This is a genomic window from uncultured Aquabacterium sp. (assembly GCF_913773725.1).
Lineage (GTDB): Bacteria > Pseudomonadota > Gammaproteobacteria > Burkholderiales > Burkholderiaceae_C > Aquabacterium.
In genome coordinates this window covers 1-21,111 of sequence record NZ_CAJYGK010000101.1, presented here as the reverse complement: position 1 = coordinate 21,111, position 21,111 = coordinate 1, and the positions used below count along the sequence as shown (strand labels likewise).

The 21,111-nt window shown below is 68.1% G+C and carries 19 protein-coding genes; 9 read left to right on the top strand and 10 right to left on the bottom strand.

Annotated features, from left to right (window positions below; all coding sequences use genetic code 11):
* Positions 1 to 43: 43 nt before the first annotated feature.
* The 7 genes from QZ709_RS12395 to QZ709_RS12365 form a co-directional block, all read right to left on the bottom strand.
* Positions 44 to 517 (bottom strand): DUF3015 family protein, encoded by a 474-nt coding sequence (locus QZ709_RS12395; RefSeq protein WP_294637610.1) that lies wholly within the window; start codon positions 515 to 517, stop codon positions 44 to 46.
* Positions 518 to 694: 177 nt separating this feature from the next.
* On the bottom strand, positions 695 to 2,008 hold the full coding sequence (locus QZ709_RS12390) for a HupE/UreJ family protein (RefSeq protein ID WP_294637609.1): 1,314 nt from the start codon (positions 2,006 to 2,008) through the stop codon (positions 695 to 697).
* A 5-nt stretch (positions 2,009 to 2,013) separates the two neighbouring features.
* On the bottom strand, positions 2,014 to 3,165 hold the full coding sequence (locus QZ709_RS12385; protein ID WP_294637608.1) for a hypothetical protein: 1,152 nt from the start codon (positions 3,163 to 3,165) through the stop codon (positions 2,014 to 2,016).
* 11 nt (positions 3,166 to 3,176) lie between these two features.
* Positions 3,177 to 3,461 carry a hypothetical protein gene (locus QZ709_RS12380; RefSeq protein ID WP_294637607.1) on the bottom strand — a complete coding sequence of 95 codons (285 nt, stop codon included), beginning with the start codon at positions 3,459 to 3,461 and terminating at the stop codon, positions 3,177 to 3,179.
* Positions 3,462 to 3,474: 13 nt separating this feature from the next.
* Positions 3,475 to 5,139 carry a DUF4331 domain-containing protein gene (locus QZ709_RS12375; protein ID WP_294637606.1) on the bottom strand — a complete coding sequence of 555 codons (1,665 nt, stop codon included), beginning with the start codon at positions 5,137 to 5,139 and terminating at the stop codon, positions 3,475 to 3,477.
* A gap of 166 nt (positions 5,140 to 5,305) precedes the next feature.
* Entirely contained in the window at positions 5,306 to 7,501 is a 2,196-nt protein-coding gene (locus QZ709_RS12370; protein WP_294637605.1) for a malate synthase G, read from the bottom strand.
* A gap of 39 nt (positions 7,502 to 7,540) precedes the next feature.
* On the bottom strand, positions 7,541 to 8,224 hold the full coding sequence (locus QZ709_RS12365) for a haloacid dehalogenase type II (RefSeq protein WP_294637604.1): 684 nt from the start codon (positions 8,222 to 8,224) through the stop codon (positions 7,541 to 7,543).
* Positions 8,225 to 8,342: 118 nt separating this feature from the next.
* Here QZ709_RS12365 and QZ709_RS12360 point away from each other — a divergent pair, with 118 nt between their 5' ends.
* Complete coding sequence (locus QZ709_RS12360; protein ID WP_294637603.1) at positions 8,343 to 9,260, top strand: LysR family transcriptional regulator; 918 nt, start codon at positions 8,343 to 8,345, stop codon at positions 9,258 to 9,260.
* Positions 9,261 to 9,354: 94 nt separating this feature from the next.
* The gene (locus QZ709_RS12355; RefSeq protein WP_294637602.1) at positions 9,355 to 9,966 is read left to right on the top strand and encodes a helix-hairpin-helix domain-containing protein; all 612 of its coding nucleotides are present in this window, start codon (positions 9,355 to 9,357) and stop codon (positions 9,964 to 9,966) included.
* Here the strand turns inward: QZ709_RS12355 and QZ709_RS12350 are convergent.
* Positions 9,926 to 10,183: a hypothetical protein gene (locus tag QZ709_RS12350; RefSeq protein WP_294637601.1), complete on the bottom strand. Its 258-nt coding sequence runs from the start codon at positions 10,181 to 10,183 to the stop codon at positions 9,926 to 9,928. The two genes, QZ709_RS12355 and QZ709_RS12350, sit on opposite strands and share 41 nt — an antisense overlap.
* Before the next feature lie 166 nt (positions 10,184 to 10,349).
* Positions 10,350 to 11,717, bottom strand: coding sequence for a serine/threonine-protein kinase (locus QZ709_RS12345; RefSeq protein ID WP_366937171.1), 1,368 nt, complete (start codon positions 11,715 to 11,717; stop codon positions 10,350 to 10,352).
* A 115-nt stretch (positions 11,718 to 11,832) separates the two neighbouring features.
* On the opposite strand from QZ709_RS12345, the gene argS reads away from it, so the two are divergent.
* The 7 genes from argS (at position 11,833) to QZ709_RS12310 (ending at position 19,863) form a co-directional block, all read left to right on the top strand.
* Positions 11,833 to 13,521 (top strand): arginine--tRNA ligase, encoded by a 1,689-nt coding sequence (argS, locus tag QZ709_RS12340; protein ID WP_294637600.1) that lies wholly within the window; start codon positions 11,833 to 11,835, stop codon positions 13,519 to 13,521.
* A 31-nt stretch (positions 13,522 to 13,552) separates the two neighbouring features.
* On the top strand, positions 13,553 to 14,236 hold the full coding sequence (locus tag QZ709_RS12335; RefSeq protein ID WP_294637599.1) for an SPOR domain-containing protein: 684 nt from the start codon (positions 13,553 to 13,555) through the stop codon (positions 14,234 to 14,236).
* 29 nt (positions 14,237 to 14,265) lie between these two features.
* Positions 14,266 to 14,922, top strand: a complete 657-nt coding sequence (locus tag QZ709_RS12330; protein WP_294637598.1) for a thiol:disulfide interchange protein DsbA/DsbL — start codon at positions 14,266 to 14,268, stop codon at positions 14,920 to 14,922.
* 121 nt (positions 14,923 to 15,043) lie between these two features.
* Positions 15,044 to 15,661 (top strand): lipopolysaccharide transport periplasmic protein LptA, encoded by a 618-nt coding sequence (gene lptA, locus QZ709_RS12325; protein ID WP_294637597.1) that lies wholly within the window; start codon positions 15,044 to 15,046, stop codon positions 15,659 to 15,661.
* 1 nt (position 15,662) lies between these two features.
* Positions 15,663 to 16,451, top strand: coding sequence for an LPS export ABC transporter ATP-binding protein (gene lptB, locus QZ709_RS12320; RefSeq protein ID WP_294637596.1), 789 nt, complete (start codon positions 15,663 to 15,665; stop codon positions 16,449 to 16,451).
* A gap of 10 nt (positions 16,452 to 16,461) precedes the next feature.
* Positions 16,462 to 18,003 carry an RNA polymerase factor sigma-54 gene (locus QZ709_RS12315; protein WP_294637595.1) on the top strand — a complete coding sequence of 514 codons (1,542 nt, stop codon included), beginning with the start codon at positions 16,462 to 16,464 and terminating at the stop codon, positions 18,001 to 18,003.
* Positions 18,004 to 18,180: 177 nt separating this feature from the next.
* Complete coding sequence (locus QZ709_RS12310) at positions 18,181 to 19,863, top strand: THUMP domain-containing protein (protein ID WP_366937170.1); 1,683 nt, start codon at positions 18,181 to 18,183, stop codon at positions 19,861 to 19,863.
* A gap of 23 nt (positions 19,864 to 19,886) precedes the next feature.
* Here the strand turns inward: QZ709_RS12310 and QZ709_RS12305 are convergent, their stop codons facing one another.
* On the bottom strand, positions 19,887 to 20,714 hold the full coding sequence (locus QZ709_RS12305) for a 16S rRNA (uracil(1498)-N(3))-methyltransferase (protein WP_366937169.1): 828 nt from the start codon (positions 20,712 to 20,714) through the stop codon (positions 19,887 to 19,889).
* Positions 20,715 to 21,111 lie beyond the last annotated feature (397 nt).

Genomic DNA, 21,111 nt, shown 5'->3' with positions numbered 1-21,111 from the left:
CGGGCCGGCGCCGCGAGGGCGGGCCGGCGTCTGGCGAACGTGATCAGATCACGGCGGCGTAGCCGGCCAGCTGGGCGTTCGAGGCCAGCACGGCCTTCAGGTTGGCGGCCACGGCTTCGGTGGCGAAGATGGTGCCGAAGTTGTCCTTGATGGTGGCAGCGAACAGTGCGCGGTCATCGGCCTTCACGCCCATCACGGTGGCCAGGGTGTCGAGGCTTTCGCCTTGGCCGGCGGCGGCGTCACGGGCCAGGGCCACGCGGTTGCCGTCGATGTACATGGCGGTCTTCCAGGTCGAGCTCACGACGCCGTCTTGCGTACAGCCCGAGGTGCCGAAGGTGATGCCGAAGGTCTGGTTGCCCGAGGTGCCGTTGGTGGTGACAGCCAGGACCTGGGGGGCGACGCCCGACTGGCCCTGGAACACCTTGGAGCCCCAGCCGCAGGAGCCGACGTTGTTCTGAGCGGCCATGGACGAAGCAGCGGCCAGGGTGGCCAGGGCGGCGATGACGATTTTCTTCATGGTGATTCCTGAAATTGATGCGGTTTGTTACGAAGACACAGAACACTCACCGTGTCGAAAACCATTGTAGAGGTGGTGTTGTTCGGCGAAACCAGCCTTCCGGGGGGGCTTGCGACATGCGGGGACACCAGGTCCATCTGGACCTGGGCGAGGATGGAGACCCCCGCTTCGTCCGCTTCAGCCGAGCAGCGTCACATCGAGCACCCGCTCGGCACACCAAACCAGTGCCAGCAGCGCAATGGCGATCGACGCGAGTGCGACCACGCCGCGGTAGGCCGCCGTTCGTCGCGCGAGGCAGGCCAGTGGCAGGGTGACCGCCACCAGCGCCAGCTGCCCGGCTTCCACGCCGAGGTTGAAACCGAGCAGGGGCCATGCCAGTGCTGCCCCGTTCAACCCCAGATCCTGCAACGCCCCGGCGAAGCCGAACCCGTGGACCAGGCCAAACGCAAACACGATCCGCCAACGCGGTCCCCGCAGCAGTGGCACCATGTTGTCCAGCGCCGCCAGCAGCACACTGAAGGCAATGAGCGACTCCACCCAGCGTGAGGGGGGTGACAGCACCCCTGTGGCGGCCAGGCCCAGGGTCAGCGAGTGCGCCACCGTGAAAGCGGTGACCAGCTTGACGGCTTCGCGGACCGCATCGGCCCCTCGCGGTACGGGCTGCCACTGCGCGTGCAGCGGCCACCACCGTGTCGCCCGCTCTGCTGGCCGGCGCCAGACGCTCACCAGCAACAGCGACATCAGAAAGAGCACATGGTCGGTGCCGATGGCGATGTGGTGCATGCCATCGGCGACAAAGGTGCGCAAGGCGGCCGCGTCGGGTTCCGCGTGCTGCGGCGCGGCCGGGGCGGTCGGTGGGATCTGCTCGGCGCGCAGCGTGGCGTCGGGGCTTGTCTGCGCGGTACGTGGCGCGCTGGTGGGCCACGCAGGCCAGCGTAGCGTGTGGCTCGGTCGGGGCTCGCCCAGCACCACCGTGCCGGCGTGGCGTACGGGCGTGTCGGCTGCACGTGTCGCCCAGTGCACGATGCCGCGGTGCGTCGGGTCGGTGACCGCAAAGAGGCTGTAACGCACGTTGACGCCCAGCCAGTCTGCCGCCGCCGGCACCGGGCAACGCAGGGTCCAGCGGATCGCGGTGTAACGGCCATCGGTGTGCGTGGCCAGCGCAGGCGCAGGCACGCTTTCGTCATGCAGGCAGGCGTGCCCGGCGTGCTGGACCTGAAGATGCGGGCGGGCAAAGCGGACGATGTCGTCCCAGCGGGTGCGTACCTCGCCCCAGGTAAGTCGCCCGTCGTCGTTCGCGTCGAGTTGGAGTTCGGCGTCCAGGTCCCGCAGGGCCACGTGCCAGTCGGCCTCCAGCACGCCGCCCTCGCGGGCCGTCAGGGTCAGATAGCTGTCGCTCGGTTTGTGAGCCTGTGCGATGGGGTGCCCTGCACAGGCGGCAAGGAGCCCCAGCAGGATGCGCAGGACCGGGTGGGCAAGGGCGATGCGCATGCGGATCACATCCATCTGGCAAGCCGCTGATCAGCCCATCCAGCTTCCCGAATGAAGCGGCGTGCGGGTTCTGCAGCCTGTGCTTGCCCGGCCGCTTCGGCGGCTTCGAGCAGCAGGCGGGCGTCCGCGGGTTCCTTCTGCACCGCCCAGTTCGCCAGAGCCAGCGTCAGGGCCTGCTGGGGGCGTCGCAGCAGCCGCAGTTGAAAGCGTGCTTCCTCCCGCAGGTGTACGCTGCCATCACCGCGCAGGCGGGCCGCGGCAAAGCGGGCCTGCAGGGTTTGCACGGCTGCGTCACGGCCGGGGTGTCCCGTCGCGGCGTAGGCTTCGGCCAACCGCAGCAGCAGCGCGTCGTTGCGCTGCAGGGGCCGCAGCCGGGTGATGACCTCCTCGTGGTGCTGCTGGTCGAGCAGCCAGTCTGCGTAGGCGGCTTCGGTGTAGGCGTCAGGGGCGTCGGCCAGCAGGCGGGCATACAACGCGCCAGCCACGCGCGCCTGCCCGCGGCGTTCGGCCAGTTCGGCCCGCACGAGCGTCAGCCACGGTTGCAACGCGGCCGGCGCCCGGGCGGCGAGGGCCGACAGTGCGGCGTCCGCGCGATTGGCATCACCCTGGAAGCTGGCCAGTTCGTGCTCGCAGACCTGGCGGTGCCAGGGCGCCCCCGCGGCCTCCAGGGCATGGCAGCTGCGGGCCGCTGCCTGATAGCGGCCCGTCACCATCTGCACCGAGGCCAGCGAGAGCCATGCCTGTGCGTGACCGGGCCGAGCCCGCGTCACCGCATCCAGGTCTGCCAGGGCCGCGTCGAAGCGGTGCGTGCTCTGGTTGACGATGGCGCGCAGCAGGCGGATGTCAGGTGCGGGCGTCGGCTCGTGCCACCATGGCGCGAGCGCCGCCCGAGCTTGACCGATCCAGCGCGGGTCTCCATCGCGTCGTGCCCATTGCAAGGCCTGCTGCGCCACCTGGCTGGCCAGATCGGCCCGTGTGGGCTCGGCTCTGAGGCGCGCGCGCACCGTGCGCCATGCGCGTTCTTCCTGGCTCAAGGGCCGCTCCCGCAGCACTTCCACCACGGTGCGGTCGTCGTTCGGCGGTGTGTCGGTGCTTGCCCGCCCCAAGACGGGTGCCATGAGGGCGAGCGCGAACGCGCTGCACAGGAGCGTGCGCATGCGGTCTCCGATCAACTCGGCTCGGCGGTGTCGTCGGTGGCCAGCGCCGATGGCACGGCGACCGGCTCCAGCGTGTCGGCCTGCTGTGGCGGGGTGCTGGCCAGCGTGTCGACGTAGCCGGTGGCGGCCGCGGCGTCCGTGCTGGCCTGCGCCGGCACTTCGGTCGTCGGGTCCGCCGCGGCGGCCGGGGTGTGCGCGGGGTCGTCGTCGCCACCGCCGCAGGCGGCAAGCAGCACCAGGCTCGACAGGGCCGCCGCGGTCAGGCCGCGGCGCATCAGACGGCGTTGTGGCTTCATGCTCGACTCCTGTTCACTGCTTGGGCGACGAACCGGAGTTCGGCGTGTTGAGGTACGGGAAGCGGTTCAGGAACGGCACGACGGCCTGGTCTGCTCCGTCGTGCACGTTCGCGGCATTGGGCAGCCCGTTGCCGCCGGTGGCCTTCGCGGTGGCCGTCAGCGACGCCGTCGTGCACGTCGAAGTCAGCGTGCCCACCTTGGGCACCACCACCGAACTCAGGCCCAGGTCGATGCTTTCGTTGATGGCGCACAGCCCGCCCAGCGTGGCCACCAGCGCGATGTCGACCACGTCATCCTTGGGGCGTCGGCCATTCGGGAAGCCCGCCAGGTCGGTGGCGTCTGCGACGGACCCGGCCGCCAGGATGGCGCCCGCAGCGCCGAGGCGGTTCTGATTCCCCTCCGCGACCGGGGCCACGGCAGTGTTCAGGCGCAGCTGTTCGGACGCCGCGGTCAGATTGGCCGGGCGGTTCAGCCCGTTGATGCCGGTCAGGAAGGTGGCCACCAGGTCGGTGCGAGGCAGGTTTGTGGGTGCCAGCGCGGTGCCATCGCCCGTCAGGACCAGGCCGAGCAGCGCGGGCAGCGTCGGGTTGGTCACATAGGCCGCGAACTGCAGGTCGTCCTTGGGCTTGGCCGTGTTGAATCGGTCCTTGTCACGCAGGCCGATCACCACCTCGTTGACCAGCGGGTTGCCCAGGCGGGACACCTGCACCCAGGCGCCACCGTTCTTGTCGGACGTCTGATGCCCGGCGGCGGGCGCGGCCGCCAGCAGGCGTGCCTGGCGCAGACTCGCGGTGGTCCACGCCCCGATCACCGGGTCGCTGCCATTCGTCAGACACGATTTGTGCACTTCGATCGCCATCGTCGTCACGTTCTTGTCCTGAATGGACTTCGATGCAAAGGCGTTCTTGAGCGACGGGTCCAGCACCTGCGCGGCCGTGGCATTCACCAGATCGAAGATCGGCCCGAGGTTGACGGCGAAGCCCTCCTGGCGCTGGCCCACGAACACCTTGGCCGGCATGTTGCAGCCGGGGATGTTCACGGTGTGGACGTGTTTCTGTGCGTAGGTCTCGTAGGCGGCGCTGTTGCCCAGCGTCTTGTCACCGATGTAGTCGACCGGCTTTTCGAACACGGCCGAGCCGCCCTGGGCCTTGGTCAGCGCCTGCACCACGCCTTTGCGGCGGTCGCCTCGCACCACCTTCACGCCATAGGTCTCGGCCACGTTGAGGTTGCCGTCGGCCACGTTGGCCACCGCACCGGCCTGCGTCAGCGGGATGGCGACGTTCGCCGATCCGATCGGCAGTTCAATGCCCTTGCCGCCGTTGGCCAGCGTGTTGTTGAAGCGGAACTGGAAGGTGATGTCCTCGACTGCATCGCCGTTGTTGTCGATGTGGATTTCGTACAGCGCGTTCGGGTCGAGCTTGAAGTAGTTGGGGCCGCCATAGGCATCCTGCAGCGGCTGGTAGTTCGCGATCAGCGTGACGTAGCCGCTGTTCAGGCCACGGTCGCCGCCGTAGCTCATGAACATGTAGAAGTCGGTGCCGTCCACCTTGGGCGACGTCGTGATGAACGGCGCTTCGCGGTGGCTGGACGCGAGGGCGGGCAGGGTGGCGGCGCAGAGCGCCGAAGTGGCCGCGGCCGCCAGGGCCAGGCGAGTGAGGGACAAGCGTGCAGCAGGCATGGGCAATCCTTGTGAGTGAGGGAAGCGATGGCCCTTACGCAGGGGCTCGTCCTCTGGATGCATGCGAAGGCCGCGTCAGGTCGGGTTCATGTGGCTCAATGAAAAAAGGGCACCCCTCGGGGTGCCCTTGTCGCGCCGGCCCTCAGGCCTGCGATGCGTCAGCGCATCAGGCCGAAGCCTTCTTCTTCAGACGCCAGGCGTGCAGCAGCGGCTCGGTGTAGCCGCTCGGTTGTTCCTTGCCCTTGAAGACCAGGTCCAGTGCAGCCTGGAAGGCGGCACCGTTCGGGTTGGCCACCAGCGACTGGTACAGCTTGTCGCCGGCGTTCTGCTGGTCCACCACCGCCGCCATGCGGGTGAAGGTCTCGCGCACCTGGGCTTCGGTCACCACGCCATGGTGCAGCCAGTTGGCCACGTGCTGGCTGGAGATGCGCAGCGTGGCGCGGTCTTCCATCAGGCCCACGTTGTGGATGTCAGGCACCTTCGAGCAGCCCACGCCCTGGTCGATCCAGCGCACCACATAGCCCAGGATGCCCTGGATGTTGTTGTCCAGCTCCTGCTGCTTCTCGGCGTCCGACCAGTTGGCTTCGGCCACGACGGGGATGGTCAGCAGCTTGTCGAGCAGCGATTGCGGGTCTTCACCGTTCTTCTCGATGTCGGCCTGGATGGCGGCCACGCTCACCTGGTGGTAGTGCGTGGCGTGCAGCGTGGCGGCCGTGGGCGAGGGCGTCCAGGCGGTGTTGGCACCGGCCTTCGGGTGGGCGATCTTCTGCTCCAGCATGCCGGCCATCAGGTCGGGCATGGCCCACATGCCCTTGCCGATCTGGGCGCGGCCGCGCAGGCTCGTCTGCAGGCCGATCAGCACGTTGCGACGCTCGTACGCGGCAATCCAGGCGCTGTTCTTGATGTCGCCCTTGCGCATCATCGGGCCGGCCAGCATGGCGGTGTGCATCTCGTCGCCGGTGCGATCCAGGAAGCCGGTGTTGATGAAGGCCACGCGGCTCTTGGCGGCAGCGATACAGGCCTTCAGGTTGACCGAGGTGCGGCGCTCTTCGTCCATGATGCCCAGCTTCACGGTGCTGTCGGGCAGGCCCAGCAGCTGCTCCACGCGGCCGAACAGCTCGTTGGCAAAGCCGACTTCGGCCGGGCCGTGCATCTTGGGCTTCACGATGTAGACCGAGCCCTGGCGCGAGTTGCGGATGGCCTGGCCGTTGATCTGGCCACGGCCTTGCAGGTCATGCAGGGCGATGGTCGTGGTGATCACGGCGTCCATGATGCCTTCCGGGATCTCCTTGCCTTCGGCGCCCCACAGGATGGCCGGGTTGGTCATCAGGTGGCCCACGTTCCGCACGAACATCAGCGAGCGGCCGTGCAGCTTGACTTCACCGCCCTTGGCGCCGGTGTAGACGCGGTCGGCGTTCAGTGCGCGAACAAAGGTCTTGCCACCCTTGGACACTTCTTCGGTCAGCGTGCCCAGCTGGATGCCCAGCCAGTTGCTGTAGCCCAGCACCTTGTCTTCGGCGTCCACCGCGGCCACCGAGTCTTCCAGGTCCAGAATGGTCGACAGCGCGGCTTCCAGCACCACGTCGGCCACGCCGGCGGCGTCGGTCTTGCCGATCGGGGTGGCGCGGTTGATCTGGATGTCGATGTGCAGGCCGTTGTTCACCAGCAGCACGCTGGTCGGGGCAGCGGCGTCACCCTGGAAGCCGACGAACTGCTCGGGGTTCTGCAGGCCGGTCGTCTTGCCGTTGGCCAGGCTCACCACCAGCTTGCCGCCTTCGACGCGGTAGCCGGTCGATTCCTTGTGCGAAGCGCCTTCCAGCGGAGCCGACTGGTCCAGGAAGTTGCGCGCCCACGCGATCACCTTGGTGCCGCGCACGGGGTTGTAGCCCGTGCCCTTGTCGGCGCCGTCGGTCTCGGGGATGGCGTCCGTGCCGTACAGGGCGTCGTACAGGCTGCCCCAGCGGGCGTTGGCGGCGTTCAGCGCATAGCGGGCGTTCAGGATGGGCACCACCAGCTGCGGCCCGGCCTGCGTGGCCAGCTCGGCGTCCACGTTGGCGGTCGTGGCCTGCACGTCGGCGGGCACCGGCACCAGGTAGCCGATCTTTTCCAGGTGCGCCTTGTAGGCGGCCATGTCCTGGATCGGGCCCGGGTTGGCGGCGTGCCAGGCGTCCATGTCGGCCTGGATGCGGTCGCGCTCGGCCAGCAGGGCGGCGTTCTTCGGTGCCAGGTCGTTCACGATGGCGTCGAAGCCGGCCCAGAACTTGGCGCTGTCGATGCCGGTGCCGGGCAGCACCTTGTCTTCAACGAAACGGTAGAGCTCGGTGGCCACTTGCAGGCTGTGGACTTGGGTGCGTGCGGTCATGGATGAACCTCGGTCAACAAGAAAGAATCGAAAAAGGAATCAGGCGGGGAACAGGGCCAGCACCTCGCGCAAGGTGGCGCCCTGGTGGTCAGGTGGGGTGCCCAGGCGCTCCAGCGGTGCGCCCGTGCGGTTGACCCACAGCGTGGTGTAGCCGAACCAGGTCGCGCCGATCGCATCCCAGCCATTGCTGGACACGAACAGGATATCGCGCGCAGGCATCTGCAACGCGTCGACACCGATCTGGTAGGCCGCGGGGTCGGTCTTGAAGCGCCGCGTGTCGTGCACGCTGAGCACATGGTCGAGCAGGTCGCTCAGGCCCGCGCTGCGCACGGCGATCGCCAGCATGTCGGGATCACCGTTGGAGAGGATGCCGGTCGGGATGCCGCGGGCCTTCAGGCCCTGCAGCACCTCGCGGTTTTCGGGAAAGGCGGAGAGGTGGCGGTACTGGTTCATCAGCCGCTCCTCGCCTTCCGGGGTGAGGATCAGGCCCATCGCCTCGGCGCTGAACTGCAGCGCGGCACGGGTCAGGGCCCAGAACGGCTGGTAGGTGCCGCTCATCGAGACAAGGCGGGTGTACTCGATCTGCTTGTCGCGCCACGCCCGGGCCAGGCGGTCGCCCGCGCCGGGAAACAGCTGCTCGGCCGTGAGCCCGACGCTGTACACGTCGAACAGGGTGCCGTAGGCGTCGAACAGCACGGCACGGGGAGCAGGCCTCTTTTCCATGGCGCCACTTTATTCGATACTTCTGCCTGCATTACCGGCACAAAAATCCAATGATTTGTGACTTTGATGCACAAATCGCCGTGCCCCCTGCCCAGGGCAGAGGGGCTGAGGAGACACGATGGACCGGCTCAAGCAGATCGAAACCTTTGTGGCCGTTGCCACCCGCGGCAGCCTGACCGCCGCCGCCCAGGCCGAAGGCGTGGCCCCGGCCATCATCGGTCGCCGCATGGACGCGCTCGAGGCGCGGCTGGGCGTGAAGCTGCTGGTGCGCACCACGCGCCGCATCAGCCTCACCCACGAAGGCAGCGCGTTCCTGGAAGATTGCCAGAGGCTGATCACCGATTTCAACAATGCCGAGGCCAGCGTGTCGGAAGGCGGCGTGAAGGCCAGCGGCCACCTGCGCATCACGGGGCCGGCCGGCTTCGGTCGCCGCCACGTGGCGCCGCTGGTCCCTGCCTTTCTGGCCGAGCACCCTGACGTCAGCCTGTCGCTCAACCTGTCCGACCGCGTGGTCGACATCGTCAACGAAGGTTTCGACTGCGCGGTCCGGGTGGGTGACCTGCCGGATTCCAGCCTGGTCAGTGTGCGCCTGGCCGACAACCGCCGCCTGTGCGTGGCCACGCCCGCTTACCTGCAGCGCGCCGGCGTGCCGTCGCACCCGTCCGAGCTGGCGCGCCATGCCTGCCTCACCCTCAGTTCGGACGCCAGCCAGACCCGGGGATGGGCCTTCGTCGTCGACGGCAACGTGAGCCACCTTCGGCCCACCGCCCGGCTCGATTGCAGCGACGGCCAGGTGCTGCACGAATGGTGTCTGCAGGGCCTGGGCATCGCCTGGCGCAGCACCTGGGAGGTGCAGCACGACATCGCGGCCGGCCGGCTGGTCAGCGTGCTCGACGACTTCGCTGCGCCGCCCAACGGCATCTACGCCGTGTTCCCCAGTGCCCGCCACCTGCCGCTGCGCGTGCGCCTGTGGATCGATTTCCTCAAGCACAGTTACGGTGATCCGGGCTATTGGGTGCGCGCGGGGCGCTCCTGAAAAGCGCCCGGCCCCCCGCGCGGAGGAGGGCCCCCGACAGGGGGCCGCCGCCGGAGGGATGGCGGTGTGCGACCGAGCGCGGCATCGTTGCGTCATGTTCCGTCCGTCGTCCCGCCCTCCCCGCCCTGGCTGGCTCGCCCTGTTGCGGATCGCGATGCTGGCGCTGTGCGCCGTCACCTGCCTGACGGCCCACGCCCGCCGTGAGCCGGGAGGCGCTGCCTCACGTTCCACTGCACAGCCAGCTGTCCATGCCGACGCCAACGACGCCGACGCGCTGCGCCTGACCGACGTGCCGGGCATCGGGCCCGCAATGGCCGCTCGTCTCGTCACCGTCCGGGCACAAGGGCGCTTCCAGGATTGGGATGACCTGGTCCAGCGTGTCTCGGGCGTGGGCCTTGCGCGTGCCCGCGCTTGGTCCGATGCCGGCCTGACGGTCAACGGCCTGGCATGGCACACCCGCCCCGCCGAGCCACGCGAACCTGCCCGCCGCGCTGGCCGCAAGGTCGCTTCCCGGTCCGCATCCCCAGAGAAGGCAGCGCGCGCCGCCCACCCTGCCGACACGCGGGAGCCGATACACGCGGAGCCCGAGCGCGCCGGCCGCAAGCGATCCAGAAAGCACAACGGGCCCCCCGGGGCCCGCTTGCATCACGAACGCGCGCAGTCGGTCACTGCGGAGCCGCCGCGTCCTTCTCGCACTTCTTCATGAAGCTTGCCTTGGCAGCGCCGGCCAGCGGCTTGCCGTTCTTGTCCACGGCCTTGGCCGCACAGGCTGCCCCGCCCGCGTCCTTCTCGCACTTCTTGATGAAGCTGTTCTTGGCGGCACCCGCCAGCTTCTTCTCGGCTGCCTTGCTTTCGCAGGCGCTTTGCGCATGGGCCAGGGTGGACAGCAGGGCCAGGGACACGGTGGCGATCAGGGCACGCATGGAAATCTCCTTGGGCAGAGGCAGGTTCGTAGACTGTGAGGTGAGGATGCTGCCTGGGCAGCCTCCTCACCATAACGCATCCTGCTCCGTTTCTGATGACGCCCGGATGCGGTGGTCGACCTGCCTCAAAGAGCAGTCAGCCTGGCGCGCCTCACCAGCGTGGGGCTCACAGAATCCGCCGCGGGTGCGCCAGCGCTTCGTGGGCCGCATGCAGCCGCCGCACCAGCACCCGGATAAAGGCCTCGTCGAACAGGTGCCGGCATGCCGGGCTGAGCTGCAGCATGCTGTCCGGCGTGAACGAAATCGTGGTGGCGGGCTCGGTCACGACCACATCGGTGCTGTGACGGCGCAACTCGGGGCTGGGCGCCAGATAGGCCATTTCGCCCACCGAGGTGCCCGCGCCCAGCAGCGCCACCCGCTTGCCGTTGCGATACACCTCCACCGTGCCCTGCGCAATGATGTGAAAGGTGCGCCCCTCCTCGCCGCGGCGGTACAGCGCGTGGCCGAAGGGGAAGCGCTGCCACTTTGCGCGGTGCACCACCTCCCACAGCTCCACGTCGCCGAAGCCGCTGAAAAAGTCGAGCGAACGCAGCAGGTTGAAGCGCTCCGAATCCAGCACGCCCTGGATGTGGCCCCGCGGCACCTTGTGCTCGGCAATCAGCCCAGACAGGGCCTGGGCAAACGCATCCCAGTGGGGGTAACGGTCCTTCGGGTCCTTGGCCAGCGCCTTCAGCACCACCTCGTCCACTGCCTGATCGACACCAGCCCGCAGCCCTGACAAAGGCGTGGGCATGACGTTGTAGATCTGGTTCATCAGCACGGCCTGCGAGCCCGCCTCGAAGGGCGGTCGGCCGGCAATCAGGTGGTACAGCACGGCGCCCAGGCCGTAGATGTCGGCGCGGCAATCCGGCACGGCGCCGTCCAGCTGTTCGGGCGCCATGTAGGCCAGCGAGCCCACCTGGTGCACCTGGGTCGATTCGGCCGCGAGGTTCAGCACGCTGCCGAAATCGGTGATCTTCACGTCGGTGATCACCCCGGCCGGGTTGGTCGTCGCCAGGATGTTGGCCGGCTTCACGTCCCGGTGGATCAGCCCCTGGCGGTACACATAGCCCAGCGCCATCGCACACTTGAAGCCGATTTCCACGATCAGCTCCAGCGGCAGCAGCTGGTCCGTGCGGCAGAAGTGGCGCAGCGTCGTCCCGGGCACGTACTCCATGACGACGTACGGCGCGACCGGGTCGGCCACCGCGTCGTAGATCTGCACCACGTTCGGGTGCTGCAACCGGCCGACCAGAGCGGCTTCCGCGGCGAAGAAACGCGCGTACACCGGACCGTCCACCGCGTCGCCCAGCGCCGCCGAGCGCACGCGCTTGATGGCGACATCGCGCTCGTGAAAGTCGTCCCGGCACAGGAAGACCTCGCTGGTGGCGCCTTCGCCCAGCTTGCGGATGACGCGGTACTTGCCGATCGTGTCCGCGGGAATGTCGAGGTCAGGGCTGCCCATGCCGGTGCCGGGTCGTGTCAATGGCTGCATCTTTTCATGTTCTGCAAGGCGGGCGCCGGCCGAAAAGCCCGGGGCTCGCCGTGCATTTCTTCGCAGTTTGTCGCAAGACCTGGCGCCATGGGGCCGCGCCCGTAGAATCCCGCCCATGATCCAAGCCAAGCGTGCCCTTCTTTCTGCCCTGGGTGATGCCCTGCGCCAGGTGGCGCCCGACGCCCCCGCGTCGCTCACCCCCGTCTTCGAGGCCCCCAAGCAGGCGGCCCACGGCGACCTCGCCGTCACCGCCGCCATGCAGCTGGCCAAGCCGCTGAAGAAGAACCCACGCGAACTGGCCACCGCCCTTGTGGCCGCCCTGCAAGCCCAGCCGGCTGTGCAGCAGTGGGTCTCGGCCATCGAGATCGCCGGCCCCGGCTTCATCAACCTGCGCCTCAAGCCCGAAGCCAAGCAGGCCGTCGTGGCCGAGGTCTTCGAGCAGGGTGAACGCTTCGGCTGGCAGCCTGCCACGGGCAAGAAGGTGCTGGTCGAGTTCGTGTCGGCCAACCCCACCGGCCCGCTGCACGTCGGCCACGGCCGTCAGGGCGCTTTGGGCGATGCGCTGTGCAACCTGTTCGAAACCCAGGGTCAGCAGGTCACCCGCGAGTTCTATTACAACGATGCCGGTGTCCAGATCAGCACGCTGGCGCTGTCCACCCAGGCCCGTCTGAAAGGCTTCAAGCCGGGTGACGCCGACTGGCCCGAGGCCGCCTACAACGGCGACTACATCGCCGACATCGCCGAAGACTTCAAGGCCAAGAAAACCGTCAAGGCCGACGACCGTGAGTTCACCGCGAGCGGCGACGTCGATGACCTCGACGGCATCCGCCAGTTCGCCGTGGCCTACCTGCGCCACGAGCAGGACCTGGACCTGAAGGCCTTCGGCGTCCGCTTCGACAACTACTACCTCGAGTCCAGCCTGTACACCTCGGGCCGGGTCGAGGCCGCGGTGCAGAAGCTCAAGGATGCCGGCAAGACCTTCGAAGAAGGCGGCGCGCTGTGGCTGCGCAGCACCGATTACGGTGACGACAAGGACCGCGTGATGCGCAAGTCCGACGGCGGCTACACCTACTTCGTGCCCGATGTGGCCTATCACATCGCCAAGTGGGAGCGCGGCTTCGAGCAGTGCGTCAACATTCAGGGCTCCGATCACCACGGCACCATCGCCCGCGTGCGTGCAGGTCTCCAGGCAGCTGGCGTCGGCATCCCTCAGGGCTGGCCCGATTACGTCCTGCACAAGATGGTCACCGTGATGAAGAACGGCGAGGAGGTCAAGATCTCCAAGCGCGCCGGCAGCTACGTCACGCTGCGCGACCTGATCGAATGGACCAGCAAGGATGCGGTGCGCTTCTTCCTGATCAGCCGCAAGGCCGACACCGAGTTCACGTTCGACGTCGATCTGGCGCTGAAGCAGAACGACGAGAACCCGGTCTTCTACGTCCAGTACGCCCACGCCCGCATCCAGTCGGTGCGCCAGCAGTACGCCGACAAGGGCGGAGATCTCTCCGCCGTGCCCCGGGCCGACCTGTCGCGTCTCACGGCCGACACCGAGCTGGCGCTGCTCGGCAAGCTCGCCGAGTTCCCCGAGATGCTGACCCAGGCGGCCAAGGGCCTTGCGCCGCACGACGTCGCGTTCTACCTGCGTGACCTCGCGGGTGCGTTCCACAGCTACTACGCGGCGGAACGTTTCCTCGTCGACGATGTCGAACTGGGCCGCGCCCGCGTCGCGCTGCTGACCGCCACCGCCCAGGTGCTGCGCAGCGGCCTCGCCGTGCTGGGCGTCAGCGCCCCGGACAAGATGTGAGCCTCAGGGCGCAACCAAGGATCTGTCAGTGATGCAATCTCAACGCGGGGGCTTTTTCCTCGGCATGATCGTCGGCCTGTTGATCGGGCTGGCGCTGGCGCTGGGCGTCGCGCTTTACATCACCAAGGTGCCGCTGCCTTTCATCGACAAGGTGCCGCAGCGCACGGCCGAGCAGGACGCCGCCGAGGCCGAGCACAACAAGAACTGGGACCCGAACAGCCCGCTGTACGGCAAGAACCCGGCCAAGCCGCGGGCGATCCAGCCTGAGGCGGCGCCTGCCGACGCGACGACGGCGCCGGCGCCGGCCGAGGCGGAGCAGCCCGTGCCCGACGCCTCCCCGGCCGCCGCGACGGCGGCCTCCGCCGCAGCCAGCAAAGCCAAGCCCGTGGCCAAGCCCGCCAGCGGCGCCGCTTCCAGCGCCCGCAACCCGGCGGCCATCCTCAATGGCGAGCCCGTGTCCACCGCGCCCGCTGCTGATGCGTTGAGCTACCAGGTGCAGGCCGGCGCCTATGGCAGCCAGGCCGAGGCCGAGCAGCAACGCGCCAAGCTGGGCATGATGGGCATCGAAGCCCGCATCCAGGAACGCGAGGTCAACGGCCGCACCATGTACCGGGTCCGCATCGGCCCGTTCGCACAGCGCGAGCAGGCCGAAGACGTCCGTGGCAAGCTGCAGGCCTCGGGCATCGAATCGGCCCTGGTCCGCATCCAGAAATGAATCCGTCTGACACGGAAAGGATCGTCTTCATGAACCGTCGCGAGTTTTCGATGCACACCCTGGGTGCCGCCGGTCTGGCTGGCCTCGGTGTCACGCTGCCCGGCCTGGTGCAGGCACAAGGGCCCGTCGAAGGCACGAACTACGTGAAGCTGGCGCAGCCCGCCCCGGTGTCCGCGCCGGCCGGCAAGATCGAGGTCGTCGAGTTCTTCTGGTACGGCTGCCCGCACTGCCATCACTTCGAGCCCTACCTGGCCGCCTGGGCCGCCAAGCTGCCCTCCGATGTGGCGTTCCGGCGCGTGCCCGTGGCCTTCCGCGAAAACCCCTTCGGCGCCCATCAGCGCCTGTATTTCGCGATCGAGGCGCTCGGTCTGATTCCCTCGCTGCATGCCAAGGTGTTCAACGCCATGCATGGCGAAGGGCTGAAGCTCGACAAGCCTGAAGCGATTGGCGACTTCGTTGCGAAGCAGGGTGTTGACCGCGCCCGCTTCATGTCGGTGTATGACTCGTTCGCCGTGCAAACCAAGGCCCGCCAGGCCCGAACCCTGACGGACGCGTACAAGATCGACGGTGTGCCGGCCATCGGCGTGGCCGGCCAGTACTACACCTCGGTGTCGCTCAATGCCACGCCCGAGCGCGCACTGGCCACCACCGACCACCTGATCGCCCTGGCCCGCAAGGGGCGTTGAGCTTTCTGACGCCTGCGCCCCGCGGCGCAGGCCGTCAAGACCATGGCCGATGACAATGCGCGGACATCGCATCGGCCATCCGGTTTTGCGTTGCGTCGCGGCTAGAATGAATGCAAAATTCATGCCGATGATGCCGTTGCCCCACCCTGTTTCCCTCCTGCGTCGCGCGCTTGTCTCTTGCGCGCGCCGCGCTCACCTGCTGACGCGGGTCGCCCTGCTGGCCTGCGTCGGCCTGGGCGCCGCGGCCCATGCCGAAAAGGCCGACCGAAACCAGCCGCTCAATTTCGCTGCCGATGCGGCCCGGGTGGAGGACAACCAGCGCCTGAACATCCTGACCGGTAACGTCGAGATCACCAAGGGCACCATGCAGGTTCGTTCCGACCGCGTCGAGGTGCGTCAGAACCCGGACGGCACCCAGTCCGCCGTGGCCACCGGTGGCCCAGGCGGCCGGGCCTATTTCCGCCAGAAGCGTGAGGGTGTCGACGAGTTCATCGAAGGCGAAGCCGAGAAAATCACCTACGACGGTCGCAGCGATACCGTGCAGTTCAACGGCCGCGCCATCATGCGTCGCCTGCGCGGTGGCACCGTGGCCGATCAGGTCACGGGACAGGCCGTGGTGTACGACAACAAGACCTCGGTGTTCCAGGTGCTCGGTGCGCCCGCCACCGGCGATGCGCCCAAAGGCCGGGTCCGCGGGGTGATCTCGCCACGTCCGGCCGAAGCCGAGGGAGGGCGCTGACGTGAGCACTCAGTCTGTCGCCGAAGCCACCGCGCCCGTCGCCCTGCCTGTCAGCCGCCTGCGCGCCGAAGGCCTCAAGAAGCGTTACGGTGCCCGCACCGTGGTCCACGATGTGCACGTCGCCGTTGGCGCTGGCGAGGTGGTCGGTCTGCTGGGCCCCAACGGCGCAGGCAAGACCACCAGCTTCTACATGATCGTGGGGCTGGTTCGGGCGGATGCCGGCCTCATCGACATCGATGGCCAGCGCGTCGAGAAGCTGCCGATCCACCAACGTTCGCGCCTTGGCCTGAGCTACCTCCCTCAGGAGGCCTCCATCTTCCGGCAGCTCAACGTCGAGGAGAACATCCGGGCCGTGCTCGAGCTGCAGGTCGACGAGCGCGGGCGTCGTCTTGGCAAAGCCGCCATCGAGCAGCGGCTCGACGCCCTCCTGCACGACCTCAGCATCGACAAGCTCCGCACCAGCCCGGCCATGGCGCTGTCGGGCGGCGAACGGCGGCGCGTGGAGATTGCGCGCGCCCTGGCCACGCAGCCCCGTTTCATCCTGCTCGATGAGCCCTTTGCTGGCGTCGACCCGATTGCCGTGATCGAGATCCAGCGCATCATCGGCTTCCTCAAGGCACGCGGCATCGGCGTGCTCATCACCGACCACAACGTGCGAGAAACCCTGGGCATCTGCGACCGCGCCTACATCATCAGTGAAGGTCGGGTGCTGGCGGAAGGCCGCCCCGCCGAGATCGTCCACAACGCCGAAGTCCGCAAGGTCTACCTCGGCGAGCACTTCCGCATGTAAGCGAGCGGCCATGAAGCCTTCCCTGCAGTTCCGGCTTTCTCAGCACCTGGCGCTCACACCCCAGCTGCAGCAGTCCATTCGCCTGTTGCAGCTGTCCACGCTGGAGCTACACCAGGAAGTCGAGCAGATGCTCGAGATGAACCCCTTCCTCGAGCCCGAAGAAGAGTTCGCCCCGCTGGACACGGCGGCCGGGCTGGAGTTCGAACGCCAACGCAGTGAACGCACCGGCGAGGAGGGCGCCTCGACCAGCGAAAGCGACGGTCCATCGGGTGACGGGGACGCTGGCGGCATCGACACCGTCGAGATCGGCACCACCGAGCGCGATGACTGGGAGAACGGCACCGAGCGCGACGACTTCGACGGCATCCGCGAGACCCCTTCACGCAACAACGATGGCGACGACGAGTTCGATCCCCTCGAGCGCAATGCGGTCTCCATCAGCCTGCAGGAGTTCCTGCGCCAGCAACTGCTGGGCACCCGCCTCAGCGAGCAGGACATGGCGGCGGTCGACATTCTCATCGAGTCGCTCAACGAAGACGGCTACCTGGCCGACACCCTCGAAGAAATCGCCGCCAGCCTCTTGCCCGAAGGGGGCGACGAGGAGATGCTGGAAGAGTTGCTCTCCCGCCTGCGCTGCGCACTGAGCTGGCTGCAGCACATGGAGCCGACCGGGGTGGGCGCCAGCAACCTGTCCGAGTGCCTGGTGCTGCAACTCAAGGCGATGGAAGAGGAGGCGGCTCGCAATCTGGCCATCGTCATCTGTCAGCAGCACCTCGAATTGCTCGCGCGCCGTGACATGCGCAAGCTCATGGCGGCCACCGGCGCCGACGAGCACCTGCTGAAGGAAGCGCAGGGCCTCATCGTCGGGCTGGAGCCCAAGCCGGGTCGTCGCTTCACCCGCGCCGAGGCCAACATCATCGTGCCCGATGTCATCGTGCAGAAGTCCGGTCGCAACTGGAAGGTCGTGCTCAACCCCGACGTGATGCCCAAACTGCGCATCAACGACCTTTACGCCCAGGCGCTGCGCTCCACGCGATCGCCCCGCGGGTCGGCGGCCACCGAAAGCCACACGGCGCTCAGCTCGCGGCTGCAAGAGGCCCGCTGGTTCGTCAAGAACATCCAGCAGCGTTTCGACACCATCCTTCGCGTGTCCCAAGCCATCGTCGACCGCCAGAAGAACTTCTTCACCCATGGCGAAATCGCGATGAAGCCGCTGGTGCTGCGCGAGATCGCCGACGAACTCGGCCTGCACGAATCCACCATCTCCCGGGTGACGACGGCCAAGTACATGAACACGCCGTTCGGCACCTTCGAGCTGAAGTACTTCTTCGGTTCCTCGCTCAACACCGATGCCGGCGGCAACGCGTCCAGCACGGCCGTGCGGGCGCTCATCAAGCAGCTGGTGGCGGCCGAGGACCCGAAAAAGCCGCTGTCCGACAGCCAGCTGTCGTCAATGCTGGAAGAGCAGGGCATCCAGGTCGCCCGGCGTACCGTGGCCAAGTACCGCGAAGCCCTCAAGATCGCCCCCGCCAACCTGCGCAAGGCGCTCTGACCGGCGCGCTGCCTCGCTGGCGCGGGTGGGTGTCTGCCGTTCGAGCCCGCGCCTGTATGCTGGTTCCTGCGCTTGTGCGCCGCACCGCTGCACGCCACCGTGGCATGCGGTCTCTTCTTGTCGATTCCCCGGGCGTCGCTCCCGCGTTGCCCGCGCTCTTTTTCTGCCGAGGTTCCCATGCCGATCAAGCCCACCCGCCGCCCTGTCGTTTCCCGCGAGACCGGTCGCCCCAGCGACGAGCGGGCCCCCGGCGCGGTCGGGCCGGGGCAAGCGCCCGCCCGCCGTTCCGCCGCCGCAGCAGCCGGCGACCGACGTGCGGCCGAAACAGGTCGCCCGGCGCACGATGAGCGCCGTCCCGTCCGTGGCGGTCCCCGTCCGGAAGGCCGCGCGCCCGCGGCACCGCGAGGCCCGGCTGGCGAAAGCCGCCACGGCCCTTCAGCGGGCACGGGCCGTGCAGGGCCCCGTCCGGATCACCGGCCCCATGCCGCCAGCCCGGTGCTCGCGGCCGACCGGCCGGCGGGCCTTTACCTCAGTTGCGCCGCCGGGGTCGAGCCCCTCCTGGCGGCTGAGGCCCAGCGCATCCTGGGGCCCGGCCTGCTGGTCACCGAATCCCGCGGCGGCATCGACATCCATCCGGCCGGACAGTCCGCGCGCGCAGAAGACACCCGTGCGGCGCTCATCGACGCCGCCATGCGCCTCAACCTCGAAAGCCGGCTGGCACAGCGCGTCCTGTGGCGTGTCGCATCCCGCGTCTACCGCCACGAAGACGACATCTATGTCCTCGGCCGCGCCGTCAACTGGTCAGACTGGATCACCCCCCGCCACACCCTGCGCGTGGACGTCACGTCCCGGCGCAGCACCCTGCGCAGTCTCAACTTCGCGGCCCTGCGCATCAAGGACGCCGTCTGCGACGACCTGCGCGAGCGCTTCGGCGAGCGCCCCGACGTCGACACCCGCCATCCCGACCTCAGCCTCGTCCTCTACATGGACGACCTGGAAGCGACGCTCTACGTCGACACCTCCGGTGAAGCGCTGTTCAAGCGCGGCTGGCGCGAGGACACCGGCGAAGCGCCACTGAAAGAGACCCTGGCCGCGGCCATGCTGGCTGCCGCAGGCTGGCAAGGCCGCCCCGAAGACGGGGCCTTGCTCGACCCCTGCTGCGGCGCCGGCACCATTCCCATTGAAGCCGCCCAGATCGCCTGCGACATCGCGCCCGGCCTCCAGCGTCGCTTCGCGTTCGAGCGGCTCCTGCCGTTCAGGGCTCATCTGGGCGCATGGCAGGCCCTGAAGCAGGCAGCCCGCGCCCGCCAGCACGAACCCCGCGTGCCCATCTATGCCGGCGACGTGTCCTTCCGCATGACCGACTTCGCCACCCGCAATGCCGAGCGAGCCGGCGTGCGCCATGCCATCGAATTCAAGACCGCGGACGCCCTGCAGCGACCAGTCCCGTGCGAGCGCGGGGTCCTCATGTTCAACCCGCCCTATGGCGAGCGCATCGACACCAAAGGCTCGGTCCGGGATGCCTACCAGGCCCGCCAGGCGGGAGATCGCGACGGCCCGTCGTCGCCCGGCGTGCGTGCGGGCCGTGAACAGTTCGAGGGCGATGAAGAAGCCGCAACCTTCTTCCAGCGACTGTCCTCCCACTGGAAGAAGCACTACACCGGCTGGACCGCCTGGATCCTCAGCCCCGACATGAAGCTGCCCGGCGCCATGCGCCTGAAAGAAAGCCGCCGCGTCGTGCTCTTCAACGGTCCGATCGAATGCCGCCTGTTCCGCTTCGACCTGGTTGCCGGAAGCCTCAAGCCCCGGGGCCCATCCCCGGATGCGTCCCCCGCTGAGCCGCCCTCCGACGGCGCGTGACGGTGCGGCGCTGACCCGCGCGGTCAGCGCTCGTGCAGTGCCGCGATGACACTCAAGGCTGCCAGGGGCGCTGTGTCCGCGCGCAGCACCCGGCGGCCCAGGCTGACCGCCTGCCAGCCCGAGCGCAGGGCCATCTCTTCCTCCGCGGGCGACAACCCCCCCTCGGGCCCGTTCAAGAACACGAACCCCGGCGGTGACATGGCACCCGCTTCCGACGCCGCCTCCGCCCGTGCCGATGCCGATGCGTGCTCGAGCCAAGCCGTGAGCGGCACGGCATCCCGCAGACTCAGCACCGCCCGCCGCGCGGACCCGCCGACACACGTCGCCTGCGCCGCGCTCGCCCCCTGCATGCCCAGGCCGGCCTCGGCGCGCAGCCACCCAGCCAGCGTCTGGACCGCCATCACCCGAGGCACCACCGCGCGCCCGCATTGCTCGGCCGCCGCGATCGCGACCCCTTGCCAGTGCGCGACCTTCTTCGCCGCACGATCCCCCTCGAGCCGGAGAACCGACCGCTCGCAGACCAGAGGCTGAATCACCCGGGCGCCGAGTTCCGTCGCCTTCTCGATCACGAAGTCCATCCGGTCATTCGCGGGCATCCCCACGGCCAACGTCACCTCGACCGGCAGCTCACGGTCGGATGCCACCGGCTCGCCCAGCCGCAGCGTGACCCGCTTGCGTCCCATCTCCACCACCGTGGCCTGCCGCTCGGCACCCAGGCCGTCGAACACCGTGATCGCATCGCCCGGCTGCATACGCAGCACCTGCACGTGCCGGGACACCGACTCCGACAGCGTCAACTCGTCCCCGGAGCCCAGGCCGGGCAGATCCTCTACATGAAAGCGCGGCAGCACAACAACCTCACGTCATCCCTTCACATCCACACACCGGCGGCTCTTCGGCTTGTCGACCTGCCGCGGTCAGTCCCGCATCGCGGATCCTGTCGCCCACATTCTCCCGCACGCGCCTCACCGCAACCGCCCACATCCCTGTCGCCCCCGACCCGCCTCGAACCCGGCGCTGCGACTTTTTTGCGACACCCTCTTGCGTGCACTTTCAAAGCAGTGCCATAATTGCGTTCTTCGCTGATCGCGACAACAAACAAGCGATCGACAACAGCGAGTCAAGTTCTTTAAAAATTAACAGCCGATAAGCGTGGGTGTTTGGATGAAAGAAGCCAAATGCTCACGGAAGACGAAATGAAACGCCTACGGTGAAGAAATTCACTTGTAGTGTGTGTTCACTTCAATT